This is a genomic window from Halorientalis pallida, from assembly GCF_004118325.1.
In the GTDB taxonomy this organism is placed as follows: domain Archaea; phylum Halobacteriota; class Halobacteria; order Halobacteriales; family Haloarculaceae; genus Halorientalis; species Halorientalis pallida.
This window is the reverse complement of sequence record NZ_RDFA01000003.1, coordinates 516403-530677: the sequence shown is the minus strand read 5'-3', so window position 1 is coordinate 530677 and position 14275 is coordinate 516403. Positions and strand designations below refer to the sequence as shown.

At 67.7% G+C, this 14275-nt stretch carries 9 protein-coding genes and 1 pseudogene; 3 read left to right on the top strand and 7 right to left on the bottom strand.

Annotated elements, in window-relative coordinates:
- Window positions 1-67 precede the first annotated feature (67 nt).
- Entirely contained in the window at window positions 68-4426 is a 4359-nt protein-coding gene (locus tag EAF64_RS11330) for a PAS domain S-box protein (RefSeq protein WP_193767651.1), read from the top strand.
- 4 nt (window positions 4427-4430) lie between these two features.
- On the opposite strand, the gene EAF64_RS11325 is transcribed toward EAF64_RS11330, so the two are convergent.
- Both EAF64_RS11325 and EAF64_RS11320 read right to left on the bottom strand, forming a co-directional pair.
- Window positions 4431-7493, bottom strand: a complete 3063-nt coding sequence (locus EAF64_RS11325) for an FAD-binding and (Fe-S)-binding domain-containing protein (RefSeq protein ID WP_129069087.1) — start codon at window positions 7491-7493, stop codon at window positions 4431-4433.
- Between the two features lie 64 nt (window positions 7494-7557).
- Window positions 7558-8865 carry a HEAT repeat domain-containing protein gene (locus tag EAF64_RS11320; RefSeq protein ID WP_129069086.1) on the bottom strand — a complete coding sequence of 436 codons (1308 nt, stop codon included), beginning with the start codon at window positions 8863-8865 and terminating at the stop codon, window positions 7558-7560.
- A gap of 239 nt (window positions 8866-9104) precedes the next feature.
- Here EAF64_RS11320 and EAF64_RS11315 point away from each other — a divergent pair.
- Window positions 9105-10414: pseudogene (locus tag EAF64_RS11315) on the top strand (RNA-guided endonuclease InsQ/TnpB family protein).
- A 45-nt stretch (window positions 10415-10459) separates the two neighbouring features.
- On the opposite strand, the gene EAF64_RS11310 reads toward EAF64_RS11315, so the two are convergent.
- Complete coding sequence (locus tag EAF64_RS11310; RefSeq protein ID WP_129069085.1) at window positions 10460-11224, bottom strand: protein sorting system archaetidylserine synthase; 765 nt, start codon at window positions 11222-11224, stop codon at window positions 10460-10462.
- Between the two features lie 48 nt (window positions 11225-11272).
- The gene (locus tag EAF64_RS11305; RefSeq protein ID WP_129069084.1) at window positions 11273-11542 is read right to left on the bottom strand and encodes a hypothetical protein; all 270 of its coding nucleotides are present in this window, start codon (window positions 11540-11542) and stop codon (window positions 11273-11275) included.
- Between the two features lie 104 nt (window positions 11543-11646).
- Here EAF64_RS11305 and EAF64_RS11300 point away from each other — a divergent pair, with 104 nt between their 5' ends.
- Window positions 11647-12144 (top strand): plastocyanin/azurin family copper-binding protein, encoded by a 498-nt coding sequence (locus EAF64_RS11300; RefSeq protein ID WP_129069083.1) that lies wholly within the window; start codon window positions 11647-11649, stop codon window positions 12142-12144.
- Between the two features lie 71 nt (window positions 12145-12215).
- Here EAF64_RS11300 and EAF64_RS11295 read toward each other — a convergent pair whose 3' ends face one another.
- From EAF64_RS11295 to EAF64_RS11285, 3 genes are read right to left on the bottom strand one after another with little or no spacing between them, the layout of a single operon-like run.
- Window positions 12216-12896 (bottom strand): 30S ribosomal protein S3ae, encoded by a 681-nt coding sequence (locus tag EAF64_RS11295; RefSeq protein WP_129069082.1) that lies wholly within the window; start codon window positions 12894-12896, stop codon window positions 12216-12218.
- On the bottom strand, window positions 12893-13114 hold the full coding sequence (locus EAF64_RS11290) for a KEOPS complex subunit Pcc1 (protein ID WP_129069081.1): 222 nt from the start codon (window positions 13112-13114) through the stop codon (window positions 12893-12895). The genes EAF64_RS11295 and EAF64_RS11290 overlap by 4 nt, the downstream gene beginning before the upstream one ends.
- Window positions 13111-14274 (bottom strand): hypothetical protein, encoded by a 1164-nt coding sequence (locus EAF64_RS11285; protein WP_129069080.1) that lies wholly within the window; start codon window positions 14272-14274, stop codon window positions 13111-13113. The genes EAF64_RS11290 and EAF64_RS11285 overlap by 4 nt, the downstream gene beginning before the upstream one ends.
- Window position 14275: the final 1 nt, after the last annotated feature.

Below are 14275 nucleotides of genomic sequence, written 5' to 3'. Positions count from 1 at the left end.
TTTCGGGTTATCATACTGTAGAATGGGGAGCACGATTCATCTGTCTGCGCCTGTTATTCACTCAACAGTGACGACGCCTAGCGACGGATCTGACGGGTCTGTACGTGTTCTCTACGCGAACGACGACGAGGCGTTCGCGGACCTAGTACGGACGAAACTCGACCTGACTACACACGACGTGGAACTCACGATCGAAAACGGCCTGGAGTCGGCGCTCGATCGACTGGCGCGCGACCCCGTCGACTGTGTGGTCACCGCGTACTCGCTGATCGACGGGAGTGGCATCGACCTCATCGAGCGTGTACGGGAGCGTGATGCCACCGTTCCGACGATTCTGTTCACCGGCCGTGGGAGCGAGCGGATCGCCAGCCAGGCGACGCAGGCCGGTGTCTCGGACTACATCCCCATTCAGTCCGAACAGGACGATTTCGAGATTCTCGGGGCGCGCATCGAAACGCTGGTCGATGCAGCCCGACAGCGACAGCGGGCCGACGCGGTGACCGACCGGTTCCGTCGGACGATCGAACGGACGACGGACGCGATCTACGCCGTCGACTCCGACTGGCGCGTCGAGTATTTGAACAAACGGATGGCGACGCGGATCGGCTGCGATCCCGACGAAGTCGTCGGATCCGTCCTCTGGGAACAGTTCCCGACGATCGTCGGGACGAAGCTCGAAGCGAACTACCGGGAGGCGATGGCCTCGGACGAACCGGTCTCGTTCGAGCAGTACATCGACGAGCCCTTCGACTACTGGGTCGAGGTGCGTGCGTTCCCGGACGAGGACGGACTGACGGTGTTCTCCCGCGAGATAACCGAGGTTCGGGAGCGCCAACTCGAGTTGCAACGACAGGAGACGATTCTCGGGAACGTCCACGACGTGGTGTTCGCCGTCGACGCCGACCTCGATGTCCACTTCGCGAACCCCGTGGCGGCTCGGTTGCTGGGACGGGACAGTCCTACCGACCTCGAAGACAGGTCGCTGGCGACGCTCGCCGACGGTATGGCGACCCCCGAGGCGGTCGAGGAGTTCCGGACGGCGGTGAGTCAGACCCTCTCGCGGGTGGAGTCCGACGGTGGTCGCACGGAACTGTACGATTACGACCTCCGAATCGACCTGGAGACGCAGACCGGGAACCGAACCTTCGACGTGCGGCTCACGCCGTTCGAGACGGCCGACGTTCGACAGGCACTGGTGGTGGCACGCGACGTCACCGACCAGAGCGAGGCTCGAACGCAACTCGAGCGCGAGCGCGACGCACTGGGCGAGATCCAGGGAGTGATGGCCGACAGCGATCTGACGACGGACGCCCGTCTGCAGCGAGTGCTGTCGAGCGCCCGTGACGTCCTGGACCTGGACGTGGGGATCCTCGCCTCGATCGAGGACGACGACTACGAGATTACCGCCGTCTCGGCTCCGGAGACCTCACTCACCGCCGGCGATCAGTTCGACCGCCGCGAGACGTTCTGTGATCTGGTCGCCCAGCGAGAGGAACCGGTGAGCTTCCGGAGCGCCAGCCGTGGCGACGTGGAGACACACCCCGCCTACGAGAAACAGGGAATTGAGTCGTATCTCGGTGCCCCGGTCACCGTCGGGGGGTCCTTCTACGGAACCCTGAATTTCTCGAGTCCGGACGCCCGTGACCGACCGTTCAGCGCATTCGAGCGGACGCTCGTTCGCCTGCTCGCCCAGTGGATCGGTACGGAGCTGAGCCGTCGCCGGAGCAAAGACCGGGCCGAAGCGAGCCGCGACCGGTTGCGACAGATCATCGACATCCTCCCGCAGCTCGTGTTCGTCAAGGACGCCGACGGCGAGTACCTGCTCGCCAACCAGCCGCTGGCGGAGGCGTACGGGACCTCCGTCGACGAACTCGAAGGAGCCACGGACGCCGCCTTCGCCGCCTCGGCCGACGAGGCCGAGCAGTTCCGGACGGACGACCAGGAGGTCGTCGACTCCGAGGAGCCCAAACACATCCCCGAAGAGCCGTTCACGACCGCCGACGGCGAGCGTCGCGTCGTGGAGACGACGAAGATTCCCTACGAACCGGTCGATTCCGACACCGACGCCGTCCTGGGCGTCGCGACCGACATCACCGATCGCAAACGCCGCGAACGGGAGCTGGCGCGATACGAGGCCCTCGTGGAGAGCATGGACTCCGGTGCCGTGGTCGTCGACAGCGACGGACGGCTCGAATACGTCAACGAACGGATCGTCGAACAGGTCGAGGACACCCGGACGGAACTGGAGGGACGCCCCGTGATGCCGTTCGCACGGGAGATCACCGGCGACGCGTCTGACATCGACCAGTTCGAGGCGTCGCTCGACGCCGCGCTCACCAGCGAAGACATTCCTCACGACAGCGTGGAACTCGAAGTCCGGGCGGCGACCGGTGCCCGGACCGTCGAGTACACGTTCTCGTCGTTCCGCCACGACGGCGAGCGGAAGGCGGCCATCGTGACCCGCGACATCACGGACCGGACCGAGCGCGAACGGGAACTCCGGGAGATCAAGGAGCGCCTCGACTTGGCGATCAGGGGCGCCAACCTCGGCGTCTGGGACTGGAACGTCGAGACGGGTGACGTAACGTTCAACGACCAGTGGGCCGAGATGCTGGGCTACGCGCCCGAGGAGGTCGAGAACACCCTCGACGCCTGGGAACAGCGCGTCCACCCCGACGAGCTGCCGGAGATCGAGACGACGCTCCAGCGCCACCTCGACGGCGAGACCGAGTATTACGACACCGAACACCGGATGCGGACGAAAGACGGCGACTGGATGTGGGTTCGCGACGTGGGGAAAGTCGTCGAGCGCGGTGAGGACGGGTCCCCGAAACGCGCCGTCGGCATCCACATCGACGTCGACGAGCGGAAAGCCTCGGAGGCGTCGCTGGAGGAGGAACGCGACATGTTCGCCGAGGGGCCGGCGGTCGTATTCAAGTGGCGCAACGCGGACGGGTGGCCCGTCGAGTACGTCTCGGACAACGTCGCCGAGACGTTCGGCTACACGCACGAACAACTCCAGTCCGGTGCCGTCCCGTACAGCGATATCGTCCACGACGACGACCTCGAACGCGTCGTCACGGAGGTCGAGGCCAACAGCGATGAGACGACCGAGCGGTTCAGTCACGATCCCTACCGGATGGTGACGGCCGACGGCGAGGTCAAGTGGGTCACCGACAACACGAAGATCGTCCGCGAAGACGGCGAGATCACCCACTACCTCGGGTACCTGATCGACATCACCGAGCGAAAGCGAGTCGAGCGCAAACTCCGTGCGCTCCAGCGGGTCGCCGGCGACCTGGCGACCGCTCGCTCCCTCGACGAGATCGGCGAGATCGCCCTGGAAGTGGCCGTCGACGTGCTGAATCTCGACATCACGGGCGTCTGGACCTACGACGATCGAGCGAACGTTCTCGATCCCGTCACCGTGACGGACACCGCACGGTCGGTGGTCGGCGAGCCGCCGACGTTCACGCCCGGCGACAGCCTCGCCTGGGCGGCCTTCGAGGCGGGCGAACTCCGGACGTACGACGACGTGTCGACGATCGAGGCACGCTACAATCCGGACACGGAGATACAGAGCGAGATCATCCTCCCGCTGGGCGATCACGGCCTCATGTCGACCGGTGCGACCGAGCCGCGCGATTTCACCGAGATGGACGTCGATCTGTTCAGGGTCCTCGGCGCGGCAGTCGAAGCGGCGATGGTCCGCGCCGAGCGCGAGCGCGAGTTACGGCGACAGAACGAACGCCTCGACCGCTTCGCCAGCGTCGTGGCCCACGACCTCCGCAACCCCCTGTCGGTCGCGAAGGGGTTCCGGGAAGTCACCGAGGAGACCGGAGACACGAGCCACCTGGAACGGGTTGCGTCGGCACACGACCGCATCGAACACCTGATCGACGACCTCCTGACGCTGGCCAAAGGCGAGTCGACGGTCGAGGAGCCCGAACGGATCGCCGTCGACGCCGTTGCTACGGAGGCGTGGGGCTACGTCGACACCGACCAGGCGTCGCTGACCGTCACGGACCAGGTGCCCACGATCCACGGCGACCCGGGCCGCGTGACCCAACTGTTCGAGAACCTGTTCCGGAACAGCGTCGAACATGGTTCGACGAGCAACCGGAAATCTGGGAGTTCCGGTGACAGCGTCGAACATGGTTCGACGAGCCTTGACTCGCAGACCGACCTGACGATCACCGTGGGCGAACTCCCCGATGGGGACGGGTTCTACGTCGAGGACGACGGAACGGGCATTCCGCCGGAGCAACAGGGCGAGGTGTTCGAACACGGGGTCAGCTACGGCGAGGGCGGCACTGGCTTCGGGCTCTCGATCGTCTCCGACATCGCGAGCGCCCACCGGTGGGAGGTGTCGCTCACCGAAGGGTCGGACGGCGGTGCCCGCTTCGAGTTCGAGACGACCGCGTAGCTGGTCACTCCGTCAGCGCGTCCGCGACCGACTCGATGGGGTGGGGCGGCTCCGCGTCGGCGTCGGGGCGGTCGCCGAGTTGGGTCCGGCAGGACGCGCCGGGGGCGACGACCCGCTCGCCGTCGCTGTCCGCCACCTGCTCGAACAGGATCTCGCCGATGGCGCGGCTCATCGAGTAGTGTTCGGCCTCGTAGCCGAAGGAACCGGCCATGCCACAACAGCCCGAATCGAGCGGGTCGACCCGGTAGCCGGCTCGCCGGAGGACGCCGACGGCGTGGTGGTCCTTGGCCGTCGCCTTCTGGTGGCAGTGGCCGTGGTAGGTCAAGTGGTCGTCGTCGGCCTCGAAGTCGACGGCCTCGTCCAGCCGGTACACGTCGAGGTACTCCAGGACGCCGTAGGTGTTCTCGGCGACGGTCTCGGCGGCCGCCGCGTCGTCGGTGTCGCCCAGCAGGTCCAGGTAGTCCGACTGGTACATCACCGCGTCGGAGGGTTCGACGACGACCACGTCCCAGCCGTCGTCGACCCGTGGGGCGAGGTCGGCGACGTTCGCCCTGGCGGTCTCGCGCGCCTCTCCGAGAAAGCCCTTCGAGAACGCCGCGCGACCGCTGTCGGTCAGGCTCGCGGGCACCTCGACGTGGACGCCCGCCGCTTCTAGCACTTCGACGGCCGCCTTCCCCGCTTCGGGTCTGCTGTAGTTGGTGTACGTATCCGGCAGGAGGAGGACGCGCCGGTCGGCCTCGTCGGCGGGGACGCCGGTCCCGCGCTTGCGGGACCACTTCACGAAGGTCCCCCGGCGGAAGGTCGGGAGCGTGCGCTCGCGGGCGATGCCGACCGTCTTCTCCATGGCCGTCCGCACTCCGGGAACCTTCCGCGCGAGATTCGAGAGCGGGGCCAGGGCACTCCCGACCGCCGACAGCGTGTCGACGTTGGCGAACAGTCGGTCGCGCAGACTCGCCCCTTCGCGCTGGTGGTGTTCGTGCGTGAGTTCGGCCTTCAGCTTCGCCATGTCGACCTCGCTCGGACAGTCGTGGGCACAGCCCTTACAGCCGATACAGAGGTCAAGCACCTCGGTGACGAACTCCTCGGAGAACTGCTCGTCCGCGGGGAGTTCGCCAGCCATCGCCCGACGGAGGCTGTTCGCGCGGCCCCGTGTCGACAGCGACTCCTCCTCGGCGGCCCGGAACGTCGGACACATCACGCCGCCGGTCGTGTCCTGGTGGCCGCGACAGCCGCCACAGCCGTGACAGAGTTCGGCCATCCCCTGGAGGCCGTTCTCGTCGTCCCACTGGAGTTCGGGCTCGAACCCCGCGTCGAACTCGTAGTCGGGATCGAACCGGAGGTGTTCGGTCATCTCGGTGGGCTCGTCGGGTCTGGAGACGACCTGTCCGGGGTTGAACAGCCAGTCGGGATCGAACGCGGTCTTGAGGTCTCGGAAGGTCTCCCAGACGTCGTCGCCGTACAGCTTCCGGTTCCACTGGGTCCGCGCCCGGCCGTCGCCGTGTTCGCCGGAGACCGACCCGCCGTACTCGACGACGAGGTCGGTCACGTCGTCGGCGATGGCTTCCATCCGCGCGACGCCGGCCTCGGTCTTTGTGTTCACCAGCGGTCGGATGTGGAGGACGCCCGGGCCCGCGTGTGCGTAGAAGCTGGCGTACGTGTCGTGGTCGTCCAGGACGGCCCGGAAGTCCGCGACGAACTCCGGCAGGTTCTCGGGTGGGACCGCGGTGTCCTCGACGAACGCGACGTGTTTCGCGTCGCTGGTCCGGCCCAGCAAGATCGGCAGGCCCGACTTCCGGAGCTTCCAGAACTGTTCGCGCTCGCCCTCGTCGTGGGCCTCGTCGGCCGACGCGGCCCGGATCGGCGCGTCCGTCCGGACACCGTCCCCGGTCGCCGCGGCCAGCGTCTCGGTTCCCGGCGCGCGGTCGGCCAGCAGATCCGCCACGCGCTCCCGGCCCTCGGCGTCGTCGGCCGCGTAGAACTCCACGAGCAGGACCGCGCCGGTCCCCGCGGGGACCATCTCGTCGACGAGCGCCCCGAACTCCGCGGTGTCGCGGGATAGACCGAGGAGCACGTCGTCGAGCACTTCGACCGCGGCGGGGTCGTGGTCGAGGATCGGCTCGACGTCTTCCATCGCGTCGAGCAGGTCGTCGTATCGCAGGAGTGCGAGCGCCTTCGTCTCGGGCACCGGTTCCAGCGAGACTTCGGCCTCGGTCACGACCGCGAGGGTGCCCTCGCTCCCCGCGAGCAGACCGGGCATGTCGACCACGCCGTCCTCGCGGGCGCGTTCGATCAGCCAGTCCAGGTTGTAGCCCGAGACGTTGCGCTCGAGATCCGGGTAGGCGTCGGCGATGGTCTCGTCGTCCAGTACGTCCCGAACGGCGGCGTAGATGCGCCCTTCGAGGTCGCCCTCTGGATCGGCCAGTTCGTCCAGTTCGTCGACGGGGACCGACTCGAACGTGGTGACGGTACCGTCGGCCAGCACCACTTCGCAGGCCTCGACGTAGGCGTCGGTCTTGCCGTACTGGAGGGAGTGAGCGCCGGTGGAGTTGTTGCCGATGGCCCCGCCGAGGACCGACTTGTCGCCCCAGGCGGGGTCGGGCGCGAACTTCAGGTTCGCGTCGGCCAGCGCGGCGTTCAGGCGACCCAGCGTGATCCCCGGTTGTGCGCGGGCACGCCGTGCGTTCGCGTCGACGTCCAGGAGGGCGTCCATGTGCTTCGAGACGTCCAGGACGACCGCGCGGTTGACGGTCTGTCCGGCGAGACTCGTCCCCGCGCCCCGCGGGAGGACGGGAATCCCGCGGTCGGCGCAGTACTCGACGACGGCGGCCACGTCGGCCGTCGAGGTCGGGAACACGACGCCGACGGGCGTCGCCGCGTAGACGCTCGCGTCGGTGGCGTACTGCTCCCGGGAGTACTCGTCGAAGCGGACCTCGCCGTCGATCAGCGACCGGAGGTCGGCGACGAGCCCCGGCCGCGCCACGTCGCCGCCCTGGTAGTCGTAGGCCGCCCGGTCGTCGGTGCTGGGGTCGCCCGACGACCCAGTGCTGGCTCCCGACTCGGAACTCATAGACGGAGATAGCGACCGGAGCAGGGAAACAGTTGGCGTTGCGGAACGGGCCGTGCGAACCGAGTCAGGCCGACGTCGACTCGGCGGCCTTCTCGGCTTCGACCTGCACGAGGTAGGCGCGGTCGTCGGCGTAGTCGGCGGCGGCCTGGCGGGCGCGTTCCGTGCCGATGGCGTTCAGCGCCCAGGCGGCGCTGGCTCGCACCTCGTCGGCGTCGTCATCGGCCAGCACGTCGGCCAGCGGGTCGATGGCGCGGGTGTCACCGAGCAGGCCAAGCGCGCGGGCGGCCGTACTCCGGACCTCGGCGTCGTCGTCGACGAGCTGGTCGGCCACGACCTGCGTCGAGCGCTCCTGGCCGATGGCACCGATGGCACGCAGGGTCACCTTCCGGAGCGCCACGTCGCCGCCCTCGACGTACTCCTCGATGGTGTCCAGTGCCCCCTCGGCTCCGATCCGGCCCAGGATCCGGATGGCCTGCTTGTTGCGTTTCTCGGCCATCGCCAGCAGGTCCTCGGTGGCTTCGGGCGGGGCGATCCGCTCCAGGGAATCGAGGACGTTCTCCTCCATGAAGTCCGACTCGAACTTCTCGAGTCCGAGAAGGATCATCTCGACTGCCTCCTCGTCGCCCTCCTTGTAGGCCTTCTCGTGGAGTTTGACGGCGTTCCACTCGGCCGGGAAGTCCTTCCGGTTCTCGGGGTCGAGCGGGTCGTAGAAGCCCACTGCGTCGAGCTGTTCTCGGACCAGCAGGTCGTCCCACTCCTCGGCCTCGTCGAGCGCTGTCTCGAGGCTCTCGGCGGCTTCGAGCAGTGTCTCGATGGTCTCGGCGTCCTCGTCCGGGTCGAGGTCGGTGTCCTCGACGATCTCGCTCACGGTCCGGAGTTCGGCCGCGAGGTCGGCCATCTCGTCGCTGTCGGACTCGAAGGTCTCGACGAGTTGACTGCCAGCGGTGTCGAGGAACTCCTCGACGGCCGGGATGACCTCGAGTTCGCCGTCCTCGGTCCACTCGGTAGTCTCCACGGTGTCGGCGGCGGCCTCGATCGTCTCGGTCACGTCCTCGGCGTAGGGACCGCGCTGGCTCGCTACGTCGTCACGGACCGAGTCGAGGCGATCCTGCAGTTCCGCCGCTTCCTCGTCCTCTTCGTCTTCGTCGTCGGGCGCGAGGGCCGCGACGGCCTCTTCGATGGCGTCGAGGTCCGCGTCGATCTCGTCGAGGTCGGCCTCGGTCTCGGCGTCGTCGAGTGCCTCCTCGACCGAGTCGAGGCGGTCCCCGACCGCGTCCGTGTCGGCCGCGGGCACGTCGGCTCCGCCCTCGGGTGCACTCTCGGCGTCGGTGTCGGCCTCGTTCGCGCCGTCCCCGTCGTCGCCGTTGCTCATATCCGAACACTCGCCTGTCCCCACAAAAGGCGTTTCTATCTCGATTCAGCGAGAGAATCCCGGCCTTCAGGTCGTCATCAGAAGTCTCCGAGTTCTGATTGCCCGTCAGACGCCGCCTGACGACCGGGCGTGAATCGCGTAGGCCCGGTGCCACAGTCCGCGCGGGTCTGCCGGGCCGGATATTCCACTTCCACTCCGGTCGGCCAGCCATTATGTAGCCAGCCCGTCACAGGCTATCTATGGCGAATCAGGTCACGCGCACCTACGTTGCGTCCATTCGCAATCACCAGCAAGTGCGCGACGAGCTTGATTCGCTCGGGTTCGCCGTCCTCAGAAATCAGAGATTTCTGATGGGCTGCACAAAAGTTTCGCTTTTGTGACCGCCTCGAAACTCTGGAACGTCGCCCGATGGACCTGCGATCGTATCTGGCACGAAACCGGGACGATTCCAGACGACAGCATACTCAAAGCCTACCTCAAGAGTCACGAACGCTACGCGGATTTGAACGCACAATCTAGTCAGGCAATCCTCGAAGAATTGGCTGAAGCGTTCGAGTCGTGGTACGCCCACCGCAAGAACGGTAACGAGGACGCGAACCCACCCGGCTACCGCAAGTACGGCGACGACCACCCGCGCTCGACGGTAACGTTCAAACAGGACGGGTTCAACCACGACCCCGACCACGACAGGATTCGACTCTCGAAGGGGGTGAATCTCAAAGCGTCGTGGTCGGATTTCCTTCTCTGTGAGTACGCCGCCGACCCAGACGTGGACGTACAGAACGTCCAGCAGGTCCGGGCGGTCTGGACCGGCGACGAGTGGGAGTTGCACATCGTCTGTCGTGTCGAGACTGGCGACCCGGACCCACCCGGCGATCGGGTAGCGGGCATCGACCTCGGCATCTGCAACTTCGCCGCCGTCGCGGTCGGTGACGAGGCCCTACTGTACCCCGGTGGCGCACTCAAAGCGGACGACTACTACTTCCAGAAAGAGCGGGCAAAGTGCGACGACAGCGAGTCCCGCCAAGCACGACGACTGGACCGGAAGCGCCGAGACAGACGTGACCACTTCTTGCACGCTGTTTCAGCGGATCTGGTGGCCGAGTGTGCCGCCCGCAATGTCGGGACGATTGCTGTGGGCGACCTGTCGGGCATCCGCGAGGAAACCGACTGGAGTGACCACGGCAATCTGGACCTCCACGGGTGGGCGTTCGACCGCTTCATCGAACTGCTGGAGTACAAAGCCGCCGAGCGCGGCATCAGCGTCGAGCGGGTGGACGAACGCGATACCTCGACATCGTGTGCGTCTCGCGGAACCACCGACGACAGCCAGCGCGTCGAACGTGGGCTGTACGTCTGCGAGGCGTGTGGAATGGTCGCCAACGCCGACGTGAATGGGGCAGAAAACATCCGACAGAAGGTACTCCCGAGTCTCGCCTGTGACGGGGGAGATAGGAATAACGGCTGGATGGCACAGCCAGCGGTGCGCCTGTTCGATAAATCCACGGGGCGAGTAGCCCCACAAGAACAGGCGAACCGCGAATCATAATATCTCAACGCCTGGGAAACCGCGCTGTTTACGGCGCGGAGGATGTCATTCGGTATCCGCTCCCGGTGCCGGGTCGGGACCATCGTCGGCCCCTTCCTCGGGCGCGTCGACGAGGTACCGCCGGTAGAACCACGGCCCGATCAGGTAGAGAAAGGCCCCGACGAGCAGCGCCCGGGGGAAGAGCCGACCGAAAGCGGTCGGTGCGACGATGGCCCCCGCCTGGACCGCCCCCATCCCCAGCGCGTGGGACGCGCGCAGTTCCGGGTAGGTGACCGTCGTGATCATCAGGTACGTGAACACGGCCGTCATGGCGAGCAGGGCCGTCGCGCCGCGAGCGCCGGGGACGCCCGCGAGATAGACGACGGACAGAATCGTGGCCGCGAGCGTCGTCTGGACGCCCTCGGTCTCGTCGCTCCCGATGTCGTAGGCGGTGTACATCCCCAGGCGGACGACGCCGGAGCCGACGAACAGCGCCGGGACGACCAGTGCCGTCGCCAGCAGTGCCGGCGGGTCGGACCCCGAGAGGGTGAGCCCCCACTCGGCGCTGGCGACGCTGAAGACGAAGATGGCGGGCGCGACACAGAAGGATGCCACGTCGGCCAGCGAGTCGATGAACTCCCCGACCGGGGTGCTCCCCATCTTGCGGGCCAGGACGCCGTCGAGTCCGTCGGCGACGGCAGCCAGCAGGATCAGGCGCGCCCCCAGGGCCGGACTGGCGGTGGCGGCGACCGCGGCCGCGAAGCCGAGGCCTGCGTTTGCCACCGTCACCAGGTCGGCGAGTCCCAGCCGGCCGACGAACCGCGGCTGCATACCTCCCGGTCGGAGGACCGCCGCCTTAGTCCGTTCGGTACGACCCCGCTACTCGATGGCGTGCATCAACGCGGTCACGAGCAACCCGAATGCCGCGACCGTCCCGAACACGACGAGGACGCCCGCGACCCGGTTGTCACCGTCGGGATCGAACCCGTACCCCAGGACGGTCGCCAGACCCACCAGCGCGACGGCAGCGCCCGCGCCCACGCCGACGCCGGTCAGTCGCGGCAGCTTCGTGCCGAACTCCACCGCGGCGGCCGCGACCGTCGCGAGTCCGACCGCGAGCAGGCCCGCCCCGAACTGCGTTCGCTCCATACCCCCCGTCCGAGCGCCGGGTAGAAAAGTCCGACCACTCCGACTCGTGGCCCGCGACCGTCCGAAACCGCGCGACATATGACGCTCCGGTCCTGAGAGTGGGTATGCGCAGACGGGCCTTCCTCGCGAGCGTCGGGAGTACCGCCGTCGCGGTCTCGGTCGCCGGCTGTTTCGGCTCCAGTGCCGGGAGTGCCAGCGACAGTTACGACATCGGCATGTCGACCTCCGCGTTCCGCCCGGCGGAGTTTTCGGTCGCCCCGGGCACGACAGTGGTGTGGAAGAACACGAGCAAGAGCACGCACTCCGTCACGGCCTACGAGAGCGGCATTCCGGACGAGGCTGACTTCTTCGCCTCCGGCGGGTTCGAGAGCACCCAAGCCGCTCGCGACGGCTGGTTCAAAAACAGCGGTGGCGGCTTCTCCAGCAACGAGACCTACGAGCACACCTTCACCGTCCCCGGCACCTACGAGTACTTCTGCATCCCCCACGAGAAGACCGGGATGGTCGGCACCATCGAAGTCACCGAGAACGCCACCCGCACGCCCGAAGGCGGACCGGTAACGGCCACCGACGGAACGCCGTCCGGGACCGACACCGAGTGATCGGTTCGAGCCCGGTAGCTCCGACCGGCATCGTCACTCCCGGCGCGTAAAAAATCGAAACTCGAGTCGAATTACTCTTCGTCGGCGTCGGCTTCTTCGGCGCCGTCCTCGTCGGCGGTGACCGCGGAGTCGTCCTCGCCCACGTCGACGCTGGTCTCCTCTTCGGCGGCGACCTCTTCGGGGCGGGCTTCGAGGGTCGTCTTCTGGATCTCGACGCGGCGCACCGGGTAGATCTGCTTGGCCTCGTTGTAGATGGCCGAGGAGAGCCGACCTTCGACGACGCTGTCGACGAGGTCGCTGAAGGTGCGGTCGCTCGCACTCTCCCGGACGAGGTCGATCATCGTCCGGCGGATGGCCTTCTCCTGGCTGTGGTCCGCGGACTTCGTCGTGTAGGCGACGGGCTGGACCTGCAGGCGGTAGTCGTCGGTCGTCAGGACCGTGACGAAGGCCTCGATCTTCGAGGAGCCACGACGGACGAGGCTGCGCTTGTAGTCCCGTGTCAGCTCGAAGGTATCGAACTGGGTGTAGGCCGAGTCGCCGGCCACCTCGTTCACCTGGAAGGTGAGCTTCTTGTTGTTCTCGCTGGCGTCGTTTTTCAGATCGCCCAGCGTGGTTTCGATGGTCCGTCCGAGGACCTTCTCCGATTCGTCTGCGGGCGTGTCACCGAGTTCCTCGCGCTCGAACTGCTCGGGCGAGAACACGGTGTACCACTGCTTGCCCTGCTTCTGCCGTGAAACTGATCGTTCGCTCATGATTGTGTCTGTGTGAGTTCGTCCGCAACTGTACAGTTGACCACGTAATCGTCGACCGTCGCGTGTAACCCGCCGGTCGACTCCCGTTCGATCACCGTCCTGACCGTCTCGCCGTCGACCGTCGTCTTCATCTCGTCCGTGTTGTCGGGGGTGAGCGCGGCCGCGACCATCGCGGCCCGCTCGGCGTCGCCGTGGGTCGTCTCGATCACGGCTCTCATAGCGCCTCCCTGAAGGCCATGATGAACTCCGCGGTGTCGGTCTCGAAGGTCGCCCGCGCGCGCCGACCCGTGCCGGCCGCGCGACCGCCCACCGATTCGACTGCCGCGTCCATCGTCGCCCCGAGTTGGCGGTCCTCGACCGAGGCCACGGCGGCCTGCCCGTCCGTCACGAACAGCGCCACCGGCTCCGGCGACCGGAAGTCCCGGAGCAGGCGCGCGGCCGTGGCGACCGGGATCGCCGCTGCGTCCGGCAACCCCTGATCGTCCGCCGCGCCTCTCGCCACGAACAACCCGTCGTACCGGCCGGTCGTCGCGGCCCCGAGCGCGCGGTGTGCACGCTCGCCGTGGGTCCGCCAGGCGTCGAGGGCCGCCTCGCGCGCGTCGTGGCCAAGCGCCAGCGCGACGCCGGTGCCTGGCTGGACGCGTGCGACAGCATCGAGCACGTCGCCGTACCCCTCGACGGTCCCGAAGGGACCACCCTCGTGGGGTCGCAGCGTGTCCTCGACACACTCGGCGGCGCGCGGGGTCGCGTCCCCGGCACCGGCGGCCCGCAGTGCGACCATCGAGGCGAGTCGGCGGCGATCGTCGTCGTCGAGCGCCGTCACGTCCTCGGCCGCGAGCATGAGGTTGCAGTCGGCCAGGGCCGCGCGCACGGACTCCGGGTCGCCCGAGAACGGTGCGTGCAGGCGTGTCCCGTAGGCCAGCCCCTCGGTGAGGTCCGCCGTCGGTGTCGCGACGCCGGGTCGGCGCTCGACGCCCGCCGCCTCGACGAGCGTGGCGCTCGGCGTGGTGTCGGCCACGGTCGCGCCGGCCAGCGCGAGGACGGCGTCGGCACTGCCGAGTTGCTCGGCGGCCTGGAACGCGACCTCGCTGATCGGTTGCGGGCCGGACGGAATCGCCGCGTCCGCGGCTGCGTCGGCCCGGCCGAGCGTGATCGTCGCGTCGGCCTCGGTGGCGCGCTCGGCGGTCGCGGTCGGGGCGACGACGCTGGCCTGGAAGGGCCGGTCGGTCGCCGCGAGCGCCCGGGCGAGGACGCCAGTCGCCGCCAGGGCGTCGCCGTCGGCGGCCGCGACGAGCCGAACGAACTCGGCGTCGCGACAGACCGCGGAGACGTCGCTCGCGGCGGACGCGGACTCGGTGGGACGGTCGGCGGTGGACATC

Coding starts and splice junctions, on each gene's coding strand:
- EAF64_RS11325 (WP_129069087.1), bottom strand. CDS start 7,493: ATGAGTTCCGAGTCGGGAGCCAGCACTGGGTCGTCGGGCGACCCCAGC.
- EAF64_RS11320 (WP_129069086.1), bottom strand. CDS start 8,865: ATGAGCAACGGCGACGACGGGGACGGCGCGAACGAGGCCGACACCGAC.
- EAF64_RS11310 (WP_129069085.1), bottom strand. CDS start 11,224: ATGCAGCCGCGGTTCGTCGGCCGGCTGGGACTCGCCGACCTGGTGACG.
- EAF64_RS11305 (WP_129069084.1), bottom strand. CDS start 11,542: ATGGAGCGAACGCAGTTCGGGGCGGGCCTGCTCGCGGTCGGACTCGCG.
- EAF64_RS11300 (WP_129069083.1), top strand. CDS start 11,647: ATGCGCAGACGGGCCTTCCTCGCGAGCGTCGGGAGTACCGCCGTCGCG.
- EAF64_RS11295 (WP_129069082.1), bottom strand. CDS start 12,896: ATGAGCGAACGATCAGTTTCACGGCAGAAGCAGGGCAAGCAGTGGTAC.
- EAF64_RS11290 (WP_129069081.1), bottom strand. CDS start 13,114: ATGAGAGCCGTGATCGAGACGACCCACGGCGACGCCGAGCGGGCCGCG.
- EAF64_RS11285 (WP_129069080.1), bottom strand. CDS start 14,274: ATGTCCACCGCCGACCGTCCCACCGAGTCCGCGTCCGCCGCGAGCGAC.